Below are 17,682 nucleotides of genomic sequence, written 5' to 3'. Positions count from 1 at the left end.
GATGGGCAGTGTGAGAACTTCCATCCTGGAAGACCTCGACGTCTATCCACGAACCAGCCGCCGACCCTCGACTACACCCTCAACTGCGAAGAGCCGCCTATCCGCTGTCCCGTTACCGGTCCCGCTTCAACGCCCCGTTCATGTACGGGGTCCTGTTTGGGACGTGCCTGCCCATCACCGCGATCATGGTTCCGGTCTATGGGCTTTTCGTGCAGCTGGAACTGCTGGACTCCATGCCCGCCACCATCCTGTTCATGGCGGCAACGTCGCTCCCCATGGCCATCTGGATGACCCGCAACTTCATGGATTCAGTGCCGGTCTCCCTGGAAGAAGCAGCCTGGGTGGACGGCGCATCCCGGATGGCGGCGCTGTGGTCCATCGTCCTTCCGCTGATGCGGTCCGGGCTGGGGGTGGTGTTCATCTTCGTGTTCATCCAGGCATGGGGCAACTTCTTCGTGCCATTCGTGTTGCTCCTGTCCCCGGGGACGCAACCCGCGGCCGTGTCGATCTACAGCTTCTTCGGCCAGCATGGAGCAGTGGCCTACGGGCAGCTGGCCGCCTTCTCCATCCTGTACTCCGCGCCCGTCCTCGCCCTCTATGCCATCGTGGCCAAAGCTTCGGGCAGCACCTTTGCGCTGTCCGGCGCCGTGCGCGGCTGAGGGGGAACCATTGCCGGGCAGGACGCTAGTCGATGTCCTCCAGGACCACCCCGTAGGGGAGCGACTCATCAAGGTGCGCCTGGTGGCCGGTGGATCCCGGGTTGTAGGTGACCCGGACGCCGTGCAGCTTGTCTGCAGCGGACTGCATGAGGACGGGCCGTACGGTGCTGACGAACATCTCGCTCTTGCCGGCGAGGAACTCCTGGTAACTGGCTGGAAGCTCGATCATGGCAAAAGAATAGACCCGCGGGCGATGGTTGGGGAGAGGGCGAGGGTCCGGCCTGGTCGAACAATATTCAGCCCAGTGTCGCGGATGGCCGTAAAGCTGCGTCTTAATTCGGCGGCCGACTTGAAAGCGCCTCCGGCTGCTCATAGAGTCGTAGACAAGTTACCGCGGTAACGTGTCAGCGATCCTCCGGTCCGGAGGGTGTGGGTGCCCCCATGTGGGCCTGACATTTGCTCACGGAAAGCTTCAATCCAGGCGTAACAGTCGCGGCTGCGTCCCTGTTGGAGTTGTTTTTCCGTGTTCCCAAACTCAAATTCATTGCCGGATCGGTGCCGCCCTTTGGGCAGCCGGCCCCAGTGACCCAAAGCCAAGGACGCAAATGTCGCCACCAAGCCTTATTGACACACATCCACCCCTCTCCGAGACCGCCCCTGTGGCGCTGTCCTACGAGCTCTTCCCGCCTCGTTCGCCTGCTGCGGCCGAATCCCTGTGGACCACCATCCGTGAACTGGAAGCCACAAGCCCCGACTATGTCTCCGTGACATACGGTGCCAGCGGCTCCAACCGGGACACGGCAGTGGACCTGATCAACCGGCTCCTGCTGGAAACCACCCTCCGGCCGTTGGCGCACCTGACCTGCGTGGGCAACACGCCACAGGAACTGGCAGGGATTATCGGCCAGCTGCTGGACACCGGCGTACGGGGCATCCTGGCCCTGCGCGGTGACCTGCCCAAGGACGGCGCGAGCCCGGGGGATGGTTCCCTGCGCTACGCACAGGACCTGATCGACCTGATCCGCCGCGTGGAGCAGCGCCGTTCGGCTCTCCTCTGCGCCGGCAAGATCGCGGTTGGCGTTGCAGCCTACCCCACCAGGCATCCTGAGTCGCCCAGTGAAGCGCACGACGTCGAGGTGCTGCTGGCGAAGCAGCGCTCCGGTGCCGATTTTGCCATCACGCAGGTGTTCTTCCATGCCGGGCAATACGCGGACCTGCTGACCCGGGCCCGCCGTGCCGGGGTCACCATCCCTATCATTCCCGGCGTCATGCCGCTGACCAGCCTGCGCCGCCTGAAGCGGCTGGGGGAACTGACCGGGGTAGAGCCTGCGGCCGACCTCACCGAGCGCCTGGCCGCCGCGGATACCGACGCCGACCGGCTCCGCATCGGCGTGAACGCCACGGTGGACCTGGCCAACGCCGCACTGGATGCCGGCGCTCCCGGCATCCACCTGTATACGTTCAACGAACACCAGAGCGCACTCCAGGTGCTGGACAAGCTGGCCCTTCCCCGGCCCAGCCGCCGGGCCATCGGCAGTGCCGGCCGCCGGCTCGCCGTCTGACACCCGGGTAGCCGGCTCAGACCCGGCCCCGCTGGCTGGGCCCAAGCCTTCCACGCCTGTAGACCACCAAGAATTCGAGGAATCGCCATGACTGACTTCAGCACGCCCAAAAACACCCCCTTCCCGTCTGCTTCCCTCCTGGGCTACCCCCGGATCGGCCGCCGCCGCGAGCTCAAGAAGGCCGTTGAGGCCTACTGGGCCGGCAAGATCGACGCCGCGGCCCTGGACGCCGCCGCCAAGGACATCCAGCTCACCACTGCCAGGCGCCTGCAGGAGCTCGGCCTGGCCGAGGCCGCCGCAGTTCCCGGGACGTTCTCCTTCTACGACCAGGTCCTCGACACCACTGCGCACCTGGGGGCGGTGCCGGCCCGCTTCGGCGGGCTCCTCAACGAAGCAGGGCAGCTGGACATCGACGGCTACTTCACCCTGGCCCGGGGCACCAAGGAGCAGCAGCCGCTGGAAATGACCAAGTGGTTCGACACCAACTACCACTACCTGGTGCCGGAGATCGGCCCCGAGACCGCTTTCACCCTGGCCTCCACTGCAAAGGTGGAAGAGTTCGCCTACGCCCTGGAGAACGGCATCGAAACCCGGCCCTACATCGTGGGCCCGGTAACCTACCTGCTGTTGTCCAAGGCTTCCGACGACGCCCCCGCCGGCTTCGCACCGCTGTCCAGGCTTGAGGACATCCTGCCCGTGTACGTCCGGCTCCTGGAGAAGCTGGCGGCTGCCGGTGCAAGCTGGGTCCAGCTGGACGAGCCGGCCCTGGTGGTTGACCAGGATACCCCGGCAGCTGAGATCGAAGCAGCAGTGGCCCGCGCCTACGAGGTCCTCACCTCGGCTGCCAACCGTCCGCAGGTCCTGGTCTCGACTCCCTATGGTTCGCTGGACGGCCAGCTGGGCACTGTCGCGGCCACCAACATCGACGCCCTGCACATCGATGTCTTCAAGGGTGACGTTCCTTCCGCCGCGGCACTCGCCGGGCTGGGCAGCAAGACCCTGGTTGCCGGCGTGGTGGACGGCCACAACATCTGGCGCAACGACCTCGCCGCTTCGGCTGCCAAGCTGGACGCACTGAAGGCAGCTGCAGGCAAAGTCACTGTCTCCACCTCCACCTCCACCCAGCACGTCCCACATGACGTGGCGGAGGAAACACAGCTCCCCGAACAGCTCCGCAGCTGGCTGGCGTTCTCCGACCAGAAGGCCGTGGAGGTCAAGACCCTCGCGTCCTACCTGGCCGATCCCGCCTCGGCCAAGTCGGCGATCGACGAGGCAACCACCGTGATCGCTTCCCGTGCCAGCGCGGACGGCGTCCGCCGCGCGGACGTCCGTGCCCGCACCGAGGCCCTCACCGCCGCCGACTTCAGCCGCTCCGAGTACCCGGTCCGGGCAGCAGCCCAGGAGCAAGCGCTGCACCTGCCGCCGCTGCCCACCACCACCATCGGGTCCTTCCCGCAGACGTCCGAGATCCGCTCGGCCCGTGCCCGCAACACCAAGGGCGAGCTCAACGACGCGCAGTACGAGCAGTTGATGAAGGACGAGATCAGGCGCGTCGTGGGCCTGCAGGAAGAGCTGGGTTATGACGTCCTGGTGCACGGCGAGCCCGAGCGCAACGACATGGTCCAGTACTTCGCCGAGAACCTCGAGGGCTTCGACGTGACGGTGCACGGCTGGGTCCAGTCCTACGGTTCCCGCTGCACCCGCCCGTCCATCCTCTGGGGTGACGTGACCCGTTCCGCCCCCATCACGGTGAAGTGGGCCGAATATGCGCAGTCCCTGACCAGCAAGCCGATGAAGGGCATGCTCACCGGCCCGGTCACCATCCTGGCCTGGTCCTTCGTCCGCGACGACCAGCCGCTGGCCGAGACCGCCAACCAGGTTGGCCTGGCGCTGCGGGACGAGATCGCCGACCTCGAAGCCGCCGGCATCAAGGTGATCCAGGTGGACGAACCCGCGCTCCGCGAACTCCTTCCGCTGCGCCGGGCCGGCCAGGCCGACTACCTGAAGTGGTCCGTGGACTCCTTCCGCCTCGCCACCGCGGGCGCCAAAGACGCCACGCAGATCCACACCCACCTCTGCTATTCGGAGTTCGGCGTGATCATTGACGCGATCGACGGCCTTGACGCCGACGTCACCTCAATCGAGGCGGCCCGGTCCCGCATGGAGGTTGTCCACGACCTCGAGTCCCACGGCTTCGGCCGCGGCGTGGGCCCTGGTGTTTACGACATCCACTCGCCCCGCGTGCCGGGAGAGCGGGAAGTCACCGAACTGCTGGCCACCGCCGTCAAGCACGTCCCGTCCCGCCAGCTGTGGGTCAACCCGGACTGCGGCCTGAAGACCCGCGGCTACGCCGAGACCGAAGAGTCGCTGCGCAACCTGGTCAAGGCAACGCAGGCCATCCGCGCGGAACTGCTGGAAACTGCCAAGTAGCACAAAGACCGGCGCCCCCCGCCACAATGGCAGGGGGCGCCGTCGTCCTTTAACTGCTTTTCAGGATTCCCAGAGGATCTCGTCGTCCACTACGCCGTCCTCGTCCGCCGAGGCCACCAGGACCTCGTCCGTGAAGTGCTCCCCGAGGGTGAAATCCATGACGAAATAGCGTTCCGGCTGGCCGGGATAGATGCCCACATGGCCCAGCTTGAGCGCCTTGAGGAACACATCCTTGGTGAGCTGGCTGCGGTCCTCCACGCCGAAAACCTTCTGCAGATGCTCGTCCTTGAGGGCGTTGCAGTGGAAGTGCAGGTATTCCTGGGGGCTGGTGCCTTCCTGGTCCAGCTCCTCGGCGATCATCTCGCGGACCTCGTCCACCAGTTCGGGCAGGAAGCGCAGCCGGTATTCCACCTTGCGGAGGGCGGCTTCGTCGAAGTGGTCGTGGGCGGCGATGTTCAGGTCGAGTTCCAGCGGATGCCCGCGCAGTTCGTGCTTGGCTGCGACGGAGTGCTCCCGGCCGTGGTTGAGCTCGATCTCCCCAAAATGCTGGCTCGCTACCTTGTTCATAGTTTCAACATAGACCCGAAGCCCGGTGCATTCCAGCGTTGGCAGCTAATTCACGGCCGTGCGCATTCCGGCCAGCGTTTCGGCCAGCAGGTCCACGAACAACTGCACGCGGGCGGTCTTCCGGTCGTTGATGAGCAGGGCGAAGACGTTGCGGGCCAGCCGGATTTCCGGGACGTCAAGGACCACGACGCCGGACGGCTTCTTCCGCAGCGCGAGTTCCGGAACCAGGGCGGCGCCCAGGCCCGCTGCCGCCATTTCCAGGCTGGCGTGGAAGTCGTCGCTGTGGGCCACCACGCGGGGGTGCAGGTTGCAGCCGGCGAAAAGCCGCTCGATCACCATCGCATCGCTGGTGCCGGGATGGTGCATGATCCAGGGCATCTCCGACAGATGGTCCGCTGCCACCTTCGCGTCGCTGCGGAAGCCCCAACCCGCCGGCAGCACCACCCGGAAGTCGTCGTCGCCGATCCACTGCCGGTTGATGGTGTTGGGCCAGGCGAACCCGGTCTGCCCCACCTGGAACACCACGGCGACATCCAGGTCGCCGCCGGTGCGCAGCCCCTGGATGGTCTGGCCGGGCTCCGCCACGGACACCTTCAGGTCAATGCCCAGGTCCTTCCAGGCAGGGTTCTTCAGGATCCGCGGCAGGACGTAGGTGGCCAGGCTGGGAAAGATGCCCAGCCGCAGCTCCTGGCTGGCAGTGTCCTGGGTCCTGGAGGCGGCGGCCATGAGCGCCTCGATGTCGGTGAGCACCTTGGCAGCGTGCCGGGTCATGACGACGGCGGCATCCGTCGGGACCACGCTGCGCGCCGAACGCTGGAACAGGACGACGCCGGTGTCGCGTTCCAGCGCAGACATCTGTTGGGAGACGGCGGAGGCAGTGTAGCCCAGGGTGGCCGCGGCGGCCGCGAACGAGCCCTGGCGCGTGACCTCCAGGAGGGTCTTCAGATGTACCGGATTTACCACCCGCCCACCCTACTCTGCGGACACCCGGTGAAAAAGCTTCCCCATCCACCCATCCACCGGCGTGGCCGCGCCGAATTGCCCCCTGTATACGCGTCGCGGCCGTATACATGTCCCAGCGGCAATGTTCAGCAGAGGAGCATCCCTTGTCAGCAAGCCCCACAGCAGGGTCAGCAATCCCGCCTCCAGGCAGCGGCCGGCGCCGGGTGGCGGTGGTCGGCAGCGGCGTGGCAGGACTGACCGCAGCCTACGTCCTCAGCCGGCACGATGACGTCACGGTCTTCGAGGCGGACGCACGCCTCGGCGGGCACGCGCACACGCACGACATGCCCCAGCCCGACGGCACCACCCTCGGCGTTGACACCGGGTTCATCGTGCACAACGAACGGACCTATCCCACCCTGCTGCGGCTGTTCGCCGAGCTGGGCGTGGAGACACAGGATTCCGAAATGAGCATGTCCATCCGGTGCGACGGCTGCGGGCTCGAATACGCCGGCGCCCGGGACGGCGCCCGCGGCATCATCGCCCGCCCGTCCAGTCTGCTGCGCGGGCGCTACCTGCTGATGCTCCTCGAGGTGACCCGCTTCTACCGGAAGGCCAGGGCCCTGCTCAATTCCGCGCCGCCGTCGTCTGCCGCGCCGCCGTCGTCTGCCGCGCACGAACTGACCCTGGGCGAATTCCTGGCACGGGAGAAATTCAGCCCCTACTTCACCTCACATTTCATGACCCCTGTGGTGAGCGCGGTGTGGTCCTGCGATCCCACCACGGCGCTGGCCTACCCTGCGCGCTACCTGTTCACGTTCCTGGGGCACCACGGAATGCTGGGCGTCAAGGGCTCACCGCAGTGGCGGACGGTCACGGGCGGGTCGGCCCGGTACGTGGAGAAACTTGCCGCCAGGCTCACTGACGTCCGCCTGGGCACCCCGGTCAGCGCCGTCCGGCGCCATGCCCTCGGCGTCGAGCTGGTGACGGAACAGGGCGTGGAGGACTTCGAAGCCGTGGTCATTGCCACGCATCCGGGCCAGGCGCTCGGCTTCCTGGCGGACGCCACCCCGGAGGAAAAAGCAGCGCTCGGCGGGATGCCCTACTCGGTGAACCACACGGTGTTCCACCAGGACGCGGCCGTGCTGCCGGCCACGGACAACGCCAGGGCGTCCTGGAACTACCGGCTGCCGTCCTGCGACGCCCGGCCGGACCGGGTGCTGGTCAGCTACGACCTCACCCGGCTGCAGCGGCTGGAGCCGGCAGATGGGCTGCCGTATCTGGTCAGCCTGGGCGAATCGGACCTGATCGCCGAGGACCGGGTGCTGGACCGGATGGTCTACGAGCACCCCCAGTACACGCCCGAATCCCTCGCGGCGCAGCAGGCCATCGCCGCCCTCGCAGATCCGCGGATCGCCTACGCCGGCGCCTACCTGGGCTGGGGCTTCCACGAGGACGGGGCCCTGTCCGGTGTCCGCGCCGCCGAAAGGCTGGGACGTACGTGGGTGGCAGGCGCCACGGAAGATTCAGTGCGGGAGGAACGGGACCTGCTGGCCGCCGGGGAGCCGGCATGAAACCCCTTGGTCCCGGGGCAGCCGGAGCCGCGATCTACCGCACATCGATCTCGCATGTGCGGCACAGCCCCCTGAAGAACGCCTTCACCTACCGCAGTTACAGCTGGCTCGTGGATGTGGACGAACTACCGCGCCTTCCACGGCTGCTGCGGCCCCTAGCCGGCTTCCGGTCAGCCGACCATCTGGGCGACCCTGACGCCAGCATCCGCGCCAACGTGGAGCGCTTCCTGCGCACCCAGGGGGTAACGCCCGACGGCGGCCGCATCCACATGCTGGCCAGCGCACGGGTCCTGGGTTACGTCTTCAATCCGCTCTCGATCTTCTGGTGCTACCGGGCCGGCGGGGAACTCGAGTGCGTAGTCGCGGAAGTCCACAACACTTACGGTGAGCGGCACTGCTACCTGCTGCGGACAGACCAGGCCGGCCGGGCCTCCGTACCCAAAGCGTTCTACGTCTCGCCGTTCAACGACGTGTCCGGGCAGTACCGGATGAAGCTGCCGCCGCCGGGGGAGCGGCTTGCCGTGTCGGTCGTGCTGGAACGCGAAGGACACCGGCCCTTCGTGGCCACCATGGACGGCAGGCGGCAGCCGGCCACAATCCGCAGCATCCTCGCAGCTGCGTTGGCCGTCCCGGCCGCGCCGCTGCTGGTTTCCGCGCTCATCAGGGTGCAGGGCATCAAACTTTGGGCCAGGCGGCTGCCCGTCGTCACCAGGCCACACCACCCATCACAGGAGGCAGTTCAATGACACTGACGGACAACAGCGGAACCGCCCCTGCCGGGAGGGCCGGGCACCCTGGCCGCGTTCCGGCGTCGCCCGCCATCATCGATCCGCACGTGTGGCCCGGAGTGGCCTCACCGCCGTCGGGCACTAAATCGATGGTGGCCGGAAGGGCTGCCGGGCTGCTGTTCAAGGGCGCCGTGAAACGACTGCCGCTGCGGGTGCAGTATCCGGACGGGACGGTCCTGGGAACCGGCGGACCGGATGCACCCGTGATGACGATGCTCCGGCCGGACGCGTTCGAGGCGCGGATCGGCGACAACGGGCTTATCGGGCTGGGGGAGTCGTTCATGGCCGGCGATTGGGAAGCCAATGACCTCGCGGGCGTGCTGGAGGTCTTCGCCGCGTCCGTGGACACGCTGATCCCCGTGCCGCTGCAGAAACTGCGCTCGCTGTACCTGCCGCGCACGCCCCGGACCGAACGGAACGCCGAGCAGAACACGCGCAGCAATATCTCCCGCCACTACGACCTCTCCAACGACCTGTTCGCGAGCTTCCTTGACGACACGATGAGCTACTCCTCGGCGCTGTTCCCGCTGGCAGCCGGACCGCTGGAGACCGTGGACTGGGACGGACTGGCGGACGCCCAACAGCTCAAGATTGACCGGCTGCTGGACAAGGCGGGCGTTGGGGCCGGCACCCGGGTGCTGGAAATCGGCACGGGATGGGGTGAGCTGTCCCTGCGCGCCGCGGCCCGCGGCGCCACGGTCTATAGCGTGACGCTGTCCAGCGAGCAGCAGGCGCTGGCGCAGGAGCGGATCGCGGCCGCCGGGTACGCGGACCGGGTAACCGTGGCCCTGCAGGACTACCGCGCCGTGGAAGGCGAGTACGACGCAGTGGTGTCCGTGGAAATGATCGAAGCTGTGGGCTATGAGTACTGGCCCATCTATTTCCAGACCATCGACCGCGTCCTGGCCCCCGGGGGGAAGGTGGCCATTCAGGCGATCACTATGCCGCACGGGCGCATGCTGGCCACGCGGAATGCCTACACGTGGGTGCACAAATACATCTTCCCGGGCGGGTTCCTGCCGTCGGTGCGGGCCATCGAGTCGGTGACGCAGCAGCACACCACACTGCGGGTCCGCGAGCGGCTGGGCATGGGCGACCACTACGCCGCCACGCTGCGGCTCTGGGAGGAACGGTTCCTTTCGCGTTCCCGCGAGGTGGGGGAGCTGGGATTCGACGCCGTGTTCCAGCGGATGTGGCTGTTCTACCTCTGCTACTCGCGGGCCGGGTTCCAATCCGGCTACCTGGACGTGCAGCAGATCGTGCTGGACCGCCGGGAGGCGCAGCTGTAGGTTCAGCCTGGTGTGTGCGGGCTGGGCGTGGTGCCGGGTCCTTGGTTTCCAGGGAAGGGGAGTGGGCGGGCATGAAACTCACGACACTGGCATGGACGACGGCGGCAACGGCGGCCACCGCCGCGGCCGGCGCCGCGGCTACGGACCCCGGGAGCAGCTGGTACATCGGGCTGCGTAAGCCGCGCTGGCAGCCGCCGGCCCTTGCCTTTCCGATCGTGTGGACGGCACTTTATGCTGACCTGGCTGTGGCGTCCGCCGTGGCCCTGGACCGGGCTGGCGGGAAGGGCGGGGCAGGTACACCCGGCCGGGCCGGTGTTGCGGACCCGCCCGGAGGTGCGGGCAGCACGGGCGCCGATGTTGATGCCACTGCCGCGCGCCGGGAACTGCGTGCCTACCGGAGGGCACTAGCCGCTAACCTGGTCCTCAACGCTTCGTGGAGCTGGTTCTTCTGGCGCTCCCGCAGGCCGTGGCTGGGTGCTGCCGAAGCGGCGGTGCTCGCAGCGAGCAGTGCCGACCTGGTGCGGCGCACTTACCGGTTGAACCGGGCAGCCGGTGTTTCACTCGCGCCGTACGCCGCATGGTGCGGATTCGCCACGATCCTGTCCGCGGCGATCGCCAGGCTCAACCCCTCAGCCAGATAGCAGGGGACATCCGGGCTCCGCAGGGGGCAGCCTGGTCCCACGAGCAGGCAGCGGGCTGCCGGCCCAGCGTCCTGGCCGCTGGGTGAGGGTCCTTCATCACCACATGTAGTGATGAAGGACCCTTTTCTTTGTGGCGGGGCGGGCGGGCGACACGCCGCAGTTTTCGCGACACGCGGGGCGGTTAATTGTGGCTAAGTCGTCCACAGCATGTGGACGGAGGGGCGAAAAATCCCGGGAATCCGGACATTTTGGCTGCCCCCGCCTGTGGATTAAAAGTGCATTAAATGACATACTTGTAATACATCATCTTGGGGTTCCGAAGAGGCGTCTGCACTACATGTAGTATCTACATACAGCTTGGGCCGGGACATCGGACCAGCGAGGATTTCGACTAAGGGGACAGGGAACAATGACCGTAACGGTTTACACCAAGCCTGCTTGTGTTCAGTGCAACGCTACCTACCGCGCACTGGACAAGAAGGGCATTACCTACCAGAGCGTTGACATCTCCCAGGACGCCGAAGCCCTGGCCCGCCTGAAGGATCTTGGCTACATGCAGGCCCCCGTTGTGGTCACGGACCAGGACCACTGGTCAGGCTTCCGCCCGGACAAGATCGAAGAACTGGCACAGGCTTCCGTTTCTTCTGTTGCCTAGGAAACAGCACTTTTTGCCGGCACCCGTATCAACCAGCTGAGGTGGCTCCCGTGGCAGCACCAGCAGCACAGCATTACCGCAGGACCGGCCACCCGCACGCGGCTCAGCGCGTGGAGGTGGCTATGCCGGCTTCCCATGAAGACCTTCCCCGGCCGGCTGTCACGGACAGCCAGCTGATCTACTTCTCCTCCACATCCGAGAACACCAGCCGCTTCGTTTCGAAGCTTGGCCGCCAGGTGGCCCGGATCCCGCTGTATGCCAAGGACGCACCGCTCCTGGCCACCAGGCCGTACGTGCTCGTGGTTCCCACATACGGCGGCGCCGGGGGAGAAGGCTCCGTTCCCAAGCAGGTCATCCGGTTCCTGAACATCCCGCAGAACAGGCAACTGCTGCGCGGTGTCATCGGGGCCGGCAACACAAACTTCGGGGACAACTACTGCCTGGCGGCGGACATCATTGCCGCCAAATGCCAGGTACCCCGCCTTTACAGATTCGAACTTATGGGAACGCCGGAAGACGTCACCCGGGTCAACCAAGGATTGGACACGTTTTGGACACGACTGTCGCAGACACGGAAGTAACCAGGGCCCAGAAGCCCGAGATGCCCGCCGCGTACAAGGGCCTGGGCTACCACGAGCTGAACGCCATGCTGAACCTGTACGGTCCCAACGGCGAAATCCAGTTCGAGGCGGACCGGGAGGCTGCGCACCAGTACTTCCTGCAGCACGTTAACAACAACACCGTCTTCTTCCATGACCTGGAGGAGAAGCTCGACTACCTGGTGAAGAACCAGTACTACGAGCGCGAGACGCTGGACCAGTACACGATGAACTTCATCCGTGAGCTGTTCAACCGCGCCTACAAGAAAAAGTTCCGCTTTGAGACGTTCCTGGGCGCGTTCAAGTTCTACACCTCCTACACGCTCAAGACGTTTGACGGAAAGCGCTTCCTGGAGCGCTACGAGGACCGCGTCTGCATGGTGGCCCTCCACCTTGCCCGCGGCAACGAGCAGCTCGCCACCCAGATGGTGGACGAGATCATCGAAGGCCGCTTCCAGCCGGCCACCCCCACCTTCCTGAACGCGGGCAAGAAGCAGCGCGGCGAGCTGGTCTCCTGCTTCCTGTTGCGCATCGAAGACAACATGGAGTCCATCGGCCGCTCCATCAACTCCGCCCTGCAGCTGTCCAAGCGCGGCGGCGGCGTGGCCTTCGCGCTGACCAACATCCGTGAGGTGGGTGCTCCGATCAAGCAGATCGAGAACCAGTCCTCCGGCGTCATCCCCGTGATGAAGCTCCTCGAAGACAGCTTCTCCTACGCCAACCAGCTTGGTGCCCGCCAGGGTGCCGGTGCCGTATACCTGCACGCACACCACCCGGACATTTACCGCTTCCTGGACACCAAGCGTGAGAACGCGGACGAGAAGATCCGCATCAAGACCCTCTCACTTGGCGTCGTTATCCCGGACATCACGTTCGAGCTGGCCAAGAAGGACGAGGACATGTACCTGTTCTCGCCGTACGACGTCGAGCGCGTCTACGGCATGCCGTTCTCCGACGTCTCGGTCACCGAGAAGTACTACGAAATGGTGGACGACTCCCGGATCAAGAAGACCAAGATCAAGGCGCGCGAGTTCTTCCAGACCCTCGCGGAGATCCAGTTCGAATCCGGCTACCCGTACATCATGTTCGAGGACACCGTGAACCGGGAAAACCCGATTGACGGCAAGATCATCATGTCCAACCTGTGCTCGGAGATCCTCCAGGTTTCCCAGCCCACCACCTACCACGATGACCTGTCCTACGACGAGACCGGCAAGGACATCTCCTGCAACCTGGGCTCGCTGAACATCGCCAAAACCATGGACAGCCCCAACTTCGGACTCACCATCGAGACCGCCATCCGGTCGCTCTCGGCAGTGTCCGACATGTCCAACATCACCTCGGTGCCGTCCATCGCCAAGGGCAACGACCAGAGCCACGCCATTGGCCTGGGCCAGATGAACCTGCACGGCTACCTGGCCCGCGAGCGGGTCCACTACGGTTCCGAAGAGGGGCTGGACTTCACCAACATGTACTTCTACACAGTGGTGTACCACGCCGTCCGCGCCTCGAACCTGCTGTCCATCGAGACCGGCCAGACGTTCGGCGGCTTCGAGAAGTCCAAGTACGCCTCCGGTGAGTTCTTCGACAAGTACACGGAGCAGGAGTGGGTGCCGCAGACCGGGAAAGTCCGCGAGCTCTTCAAGGATGTCCACATCCCCACGCAGGAAGACTGGCGTGCTCTGAAGGCTTCCGTGATGGAGCACGGCATCTACAACCAGAACCTGCAGGCTGTTCCGCCCACCGGTTCGATCTCCTACATCAACAACTCCACCTCCTCGATTCACCCGGTGGCGTCCAAGATTGAGATCCGCAAGGAAGGCAAGCTCGGCCGCGTGTACTACCCGGCGCCGTACCTCACCAACGACAACCTGGAGTACTACCAGGATGCGTACGAGATCGGTTACGAGAAGGTCATCGACACCTACGCCGCTGCCACCCAGCACGTGGACCAGGGCCTGTCCCTGACGCTGTTCTTCAAGGACACCGCCACAACGCGCGACATCAACAAGGCCCAGATCTACGCCTGGAAGAAGGGCATCAAGACCATCTACTACATCCGTCTCCGTCAGCTCGCGCTGGAAGGAACTGAGGTAGAAGGCTGCGTTTCCTGCATGTTGTAGTTTCAACTGAAGGTGCCAGTACGACGGCGGGTGCCCGCCCGCCGTCGTACGCTTTAACTTAGAGAAACCCACCCAACTTCTTAGGGGATGACATGACCGAAAAGGTCAAGCTGCTTAGCCACGTCGAGGCCATCAACTGGAACCGGATCCAGGACGAGAAGGACGTTGACGTCTGGAACCGCCTGGTCAACAACTTCTGGCTGCCGGAGAAGGTTCCGCTGTCCAACGACGTCCAGTCCTGGAACACGCTGACGCCGGCCGAGCAGCAGCTCACCATGCGCGTCTTCACCGGCCTGACCCTGCTGGATACCATCCAGGGCACTGTTGGTGCCGTCTCCCTGATCCCGGATGCGCTGACGCCGCACGAGGAAGCCGTGTACACCAACATCGCCTTCATGGAGTCGGTGCACGCCAAGAGCTACTCCTCCATCTTCTCCACGCTGGCCTCCACCAAGGAGATCGACGAGGCGTTCCGGTGGTCCACCGAGAACGCGAACCTTCAGAAGAAGGCACAGATCGTCATGGACTACTACCAGGGCGATGATCCCTTGAAGCGCAAGGTTGCCTCCACGCTGCTGGAGAGCTTCCTGTTCTACTCGGGTTTCTACCTGCCGATGTACTGGTCCTCTCGCGCCAAGCTGACGAACACGGCCGACCTCATCCGCCTGATCATCCGCGACGAAGCCGTTCATGGCTACTACATCGGCTACAAGTTCCAGAAGGGCCTGGAAAAGGTCTCCGAGGAGAAGCGCCAGGAGATCAAGGACTACACGTTCGAGCTGCTCTTCGAGCTGTACGAGAACGAGGTCCAGTACACGCACGACCTCTACGACGGCGTCGGCCTGGCCGAGGACGTCAAGAAGTTCCTGCACTACAACGCCAACAAGGCCCTGATGAACCTGGGCTACGAGGCCATGTTCCCGGCATCCGTCACCGACGTGAACCCGGCCATCCTGTCGGCACTGTCCCCGAATGCTGACGAGAACCACGACTTCTTCTCCGGGTCCGGTTCCTCCTACGTGATCGGCAAGGCCGTCAACACGGAAGACGAGGACTGGGACTTCTAACCCGGTTGTGGTGTCTTGAATTTAGGCCGGGATCTGCCAGCCAGCCGAACCGTCCAGTGCGCGCAGTGCGCGCTGCCTGGTTTCCGGCCACTCTTCCACCAGGAGTGACAGCACAACAATGTCACGCCAGGTCCCGTCGGCGCGCTGGGAGGAGCGCCGGCGGGTGCCTTCTACGGTGAATCCGTAACGGATGAGGGAACGGATGGACCGTTCGTTTCGGGGGTCCACGTCGCATTCAAGGCGACCGGTGCCCAAGGAGAACAGCCAGTCGAAGACGGCGGTTTTCACCTCGTGGTTTGCCCCCGTGCCCCAGAAAGCCGGGTTGATGACGGTGCGGCCAACTTTGACCCGGTCGTACTGACCCGTAATTTCTGTCAGGCCGGTGGTTCCCGCGAAAAGGGGACCGCCGGGCAAGCCCGTGTAGTGAATGGCGAAAATCGGCAACCCGCTGAAGCGGCGGTGGATGTACGCGTTGACTTCCTCCGGGTTTGACGGCCGGCTTTCACCGTCGCCGAAGCCCTGTGCCCAGATCTCATCGTTGCCCAGGATGCGCGCCAAAGGCTCCACATCGAGCGCGGTGAACGGCGTGAGCGTGAAGCGTCCGGTGCTGGTCGCCAGGGTAGGGAGGGTGTCGGGAAGGCGCAGCACGCCGGAGCCCCTTTCTAATGCGAGGGTAAGCCTGTGTGAGGGTCGGCCGACTGGCCGTTGCTGACCGCACACGTGCTGCAGCGTGCTACATCGTCGGGTACAAAGATGAACTGCAGGTGAACGCGTCAGACCGTCATTTAATCACGCCGCGGAGCTGCTTCTGTGCACATGTTGTCGGCTTCTGTTCACCCTCGCGATACCCCGCCTCCGCCGGGAATGGGGGATCGATTTACCTTCCGGCGATCCAATGGTTCCTCATGTGGAGCGGGCGATCTGCGCGGAGGAACAAAGGCAATGAATGAGGTCTGTGCACTGTGCGGCAGCTCGGTGGTGTACCAGAAGGTTGACGTCACGTGGCCCGGAAGCCCAACTCCGCACGACCTGTCCATTCCGGCCCACTGCAGCAACTGGCACTGCCCCCACGCGACTGTGCGCCACCAGCCGTTGGTGTGGACGGCACGGGAGCGGGTTGCAGGGCAGCCGGCAGCTGGGATGAGCAACGCTTCTTAGGGGCCCATGGGGATAAGCTCCCGGGCGCGGAAGCTGGGCGCCCGCCGTCCGGCCACCGAGAGATCACCGCGCGGCGAGGTACTCCCGCAGGCTGTCTTCTCCGATCGAGGGCGGCAGGCGGAAGTAGTCCACGGTTCCCCGGCGTGCGGCGGCCGTAAAGGGGATCAGGAACCAATTGCTGATGTTCCCCCGTTCCGGGCTCAGCGAAACTTCGGGACGCACCGAAGGAGGCCAGTGGGGTGGCTCCCAGTCCTGGTGCTCGCTCTTGTATCTGCGCCCTGACGGCGCGACCCAGCCGGGCGGTTCGTTCTTCGTTGCCGGAGTTGGTTTCCAGCCGCTGGTGTGCCTCAGCCGGTGGTGCTTGGGGCAGGGCTGTCCCAGGTTGCTGATTCCGGTGGTTCCGCCGTGGTGCCAGGCCAGCAGGTGGTCGGCCTCGTTGTCGAGGGAGTGGTTGCTGCATCCGGGGAATGGGCACTTTCCGTCCCTGAGACGAAGCCAGTTCCGCATGGCTTTAGTGAGCCGGTAGCTGGTACGGCCGATTTCCAGCGGTGCACCGTCGCGGGGGTCCACGAGCACCCGGTGGAAGGAGTCCGCTCCGCTGGCCACCAGCTGCCGCGCCATCGAGGCCGGGATCGGTCCGTAGCCATCCAGCATTGCAGGCTCGTCGGTCGTACCAAGGAGGGCGAAGACGGGGACGGTGACCAAGACTTCAGCGCGGGGAGCGGGAGCGTCGGCCGGTCCCCTTGTCCCGCCGTCGTCCGCGCTGCTGCTCGCGTTGTCACCGGCGCCGGTGCAGCGGATGCAGCCGCTGTCACCCCGAAGTGCTGCCGCAGCGAACAGGTCGGCGCGTAGCTGGGTGAGCGTTCGCTCCTCGTCCCGGCCCTGAAGGCCGCGGGCGACGGCGGTGATGCGGTTCCAGATCGCGTTCGCCTGGTGGGCCGGAAGGTAGGCGGACACCCTGGCCATGCCGTCCTGCTCGGGAGCGTATTCGAGGCACCGGTCCGCCACGCCTTTTGCATGGCGCGTTTCGATGCTGTGCGGATGGTTGCGTTCCCGCCAGATTCGGGCTTTCCGGCGGAAGCGGTAGGCGGGCATCTCCCCGGGCGGGCAGCCGCGCGCAGCGTCCGGTGCGTCGGGGTCGAGGAAGTGGGTCTCCAGCGCGGCTGCGGCGTCCCGGTCGAGGGTCGCGGTCTCTTCCACCATCACCCGGGCGTGCTGCCACGACACCGTCCCGGCACGAAGGGCTGCCAGCGTCCGGGGCAGTGTGGTCGACAGGGCGTAGGACTGTAATAGGAGGGCGCCGGCCGCCCGGTCGCCGATGGCGAGGACGCAGCCGACCTCCGCGGCGATGGCCATTTCCTGGGCCTGCACGGGCATGCCCGGGGCAGCGATAGACCGGGCGGAGTCCGCGTACCGGGCTGCGGCATCGGCTTTCAGGGCGGAAACCCGGGCCTCGGTCTGTGCCACACCCGCCAGGATGTCCAGGCATTCGTCAGCGACAGCCGCCAGGGGATCGTTAGCCTCAGGGACCCGGGCAGCCGATGCGGCTACCTCGGCGTGCAGCACGGCAAGGGCGGCATCGATCGCCTCGAATGCCCCCATCGCCGCTTCGCTTGCCATGTACTAAC

At 65.4% G+C, this 17,682-nt stretch carries 15 protein-coding genes and 1 pseudogene; 11 read left to right on the top strand and 5 right to left on the bottom strand.

Going from position 1 to position 17,682, the window contains the following annotated elements; translation table 11 throughout:
* Positions 1 to 92 precede the first annotated feature (92 nt).
* Positions 93 to 659 (top strand): annotated as a pseudogene (locus ACIQCN_RS05715) (carbohydrate ABC transporter permease); the annotation flags it as partial.
* A 25-nt stretch (positions 660 to 684) separates the two neighbouring features.
* Here ACIQCN_RS05715 and ACIQCN_RS05710 read toward each other — a convergent pair.
* On the bottom strand, positions 685 to 888 hold the full coding sequence (locus ACIQCN_RS05710; protein WP_400603475.1) for a hypothetical protein: 204 nt from the start codon (positions 886 to 888) through the stop codon (positions 685 to 687).
* Positions 889 to 1,264: 376 nt separating this feature from the next.
* Between ACIQCN_RS05710 and ACIQCN_RS05705 the strand changes: the two genes are divergently transcribed.
* Together ACIQCN_RS05705 and metE are read left to right on the top strand one after the other, a co-directional pair.
* Positions 1,265 to 2,221 (top strand): methylenetetrahydrofolate reductase, encoded by a 957-nt coding sequence (locus ACIQCN_RS05705; RefSeq protein WP_400609829.1) that lies wholly within the window; start codon positions 1,265 to 1,267, stop codon positions 2,219 to 2,221.
* A gap of 87 nt (positions 2,222 to 2,308) precedes the next feature.
* Positions 2,309 to 4,651 carry a 5-methyltetrahydropteroyltriglutamate--homocysteine S-methyltransferase gene (gene metE, locus ACIQCN_RS05700; protein ID WP_400609828.1) on the top strand — a complete coding sequence of 781 codons (2,343 nt, stop codon included), beginning with the start codon at positions 2,309 to 2,311 and terminating at the stop codon, positions 4,649 to 4,651.
* Positions 4,652 to 4,711: 60 nt separating this feature from the next.
* Here metE and ACIQCN_RS05695 read toward each other — a convergent pair whose 3' ends face one another.
* Together ACIQCN_RS05695 and ACIQCN_RS05690 are read right to left on the bottom strand one after the other, a co-directional pair.
* Positions 4,712 to 5,218 (bottom strand): DUF2004 domain-containing protein, encoded by a 507-nt coding sequence (locus ACIQCN_RS05695; protein WP_400603478.1) that lies wholly within the window; start codon positions 5,216 to 5,218, stop codon positions 4,712 to 4,714.
* Positions 5,219 to 5,263: 45 nt separating this feature from the next.
* The gene (locus ACIQCN_RS05690; protein WP_400603479.1) at positions 5,264 to 6,181 is read right to left on the bottom strand and encodes a LysR family transcriptional regulator; all 918 of its coding nucleotides are present in this window, start codon (positions 6,179 to 6,181) and stop codon (positions 5,264 to 5,266) included.
* 143 nt (positions 6,182 to 6,324) lie between these two features.
* Between ACIQCN_RS05690 and ACIQCN_RS05685 the strand changes: the two genes are divergently transcribed.
* The 8 genes from ACIQCN_RS05685 to nrdF all read left to right on the top strand — a co-directional run bounded on the left by ACIQCN_RS05685 (position 6,325) and on the right by nrdF (position 14,896).
* Positions 6,325 to 7,734: an NAD(P)/FAD-dependent oxidoreductase gene (locus tag ACIQCN_RS05685; RefSeq protein ID WP_400609826.1), complete on the top strand. Its 1,410-nt coding sequence runs from the start codon at positions 6,325 to 6,327 to the stop codon at positions 7,732 to 7,734.
* Complete coding sequence (locus tag ACIQCN_RS05680) at positions 7,731 to 8,480, top strand: DUF1365 domain-containing protein (protein ID WP_400609824.1); 750 nt, start codon at positions 7,731 to 7,733, stop codon at positions 8,478 to 8,480. Before ACIQCN_RS05685 ends, ACIQCN_RS05680 begins: the two co-directional genes overlap by 4 nt.
* Complete coding sequence (locus ACIQCN_RS05675) at positions 8,477 to 9,811, top strand: class I SAM-dependent methyltransferase (protein WP_400603482.1); 1,335 nt, start codon at positions 8,477 to 8,479, stop codon at positions 9,809 to 9,811. Before ACIQCN_RS05680 ends, ACIQCN_RS05675 begins: the two co-directional genes overlap by 4 nt.
* A gap of 71 nt (positions 9,812 to 9,882) precedes the next feature.
* Positions 9,883 to 10,452, top strand: a complete 570-nt coding sequence (locus ACIQCN_RS05670) for a TspO/MBR family protein (protein ID WP_400609822.1) — start codon at positions 9,883 to 9,885, stop codon at positions 10,450 to 10,452.
* Positions 10,453 to 10,861: 409 nt separating this feature from the next.
* Complete coding sequence (nrdH, locus tag ACIQCN_RS05665) at positions 10,862 to 11,107, top strand: glutaredoxin-like protein NrdH (RefSeq protein WP_377216047.1); 246 nt, start codon at positions 10,862 to 10,864, stop codon at positions 11,105 to 11,107.
* A 122-nt stretch (positions 11,108 to 11,229) separates the two neighbouring features.
* Positions 11,230 to 11,688, top strand: coding sequence for a class Ib ribonucleoside-diphosphate reductase assembly flavoprotein NrdI (gene nrdI, locus ACIQCN_RS05660; RefSeq protein WP_400609859.1), 459 nt, complete (start codon positions 11,230 to 11,232; stop codon positions 11,686 to 11,688).
* A 20-nt stretch (positions 11,689 to 11,708) separates the two neighbouring features.
* A complete protein-coding gene (nrdE, locus tag ACIQCN_RS05655) occupies positions 11,709 to 13,829 on the top strand; it encodes a class 1b ribonucleoside-diphosphate reductase subunit alpha (RefSeq protein WP_400609857.1) in 2,121 nt (706 codons plus the stop codon).
* 92 nt (positions 13,830 to 13,921) lie between these two features.
* Positions 13,922 to 14,896: a class 1b ribonucleoside-diphosphate reductase subunit beta gene (gene nrdF, locus ACIQCN_RS05650; protein WP_400603486.1), complete on the top strand. Its 975-nt coding sequence runs from the start codon at positions 13,922 to 13,924 to the stop codon at positions 14,894 to 14,896.
* Between the two features lie 21 nt (positions 14,897 to 14,917).
* Here nrdF and ACIQCN_RS05645 read toward each other — a convergent pair whose 3' ends face one another.
* Together ACIQCN_RS05645 and ACIQCN_RS05640 are read right to left on the bottom strand one after the other, a co-directional pair.
* The gene (locus ACIQCN_RS05645) at positions 14,918 to 15,544 is read right to left on the bottom strand and encodes a GNAT family N-acetyltransferase (protein ID WP_400609821.1); all 627 of its coding nucleotides are present in this window, start codon (positions 15,542 to 15,544) and stop codon (positions 14,918 to 14,920) included.
* A 573-nt stretch (positions 15,545 to 16,117) separates the two neighbouring features.
* Positions 16,118 to 17,674 (bottom strand): DUF222 domain-containing protein, encoded by a 1,557-nt coding sequence (locus ACIQCN_RS05640; protein WP_400609819.1) that lies wholly within the window; start codon positions 17,672 to 17,674, stop codon positions 16,118 to 16,120.
* Positions 17,675 to 17,682 lie beyond the last annotated feature (8 nt).

Source organism: Pseudarthrobacter sp. NPDC092424, assembly GCF_044754925.1.
Classification (GTDB): domain Bacteria; phylum Actinomycetota; class Actinomycetes; order Actinomycetales; family Micrococcaceae; genus Arthrobacter.
Note: the sequence above shows the minus strand (reverse complement) of the source record. Positions and strands in the feature narration are given on the sequence as shown.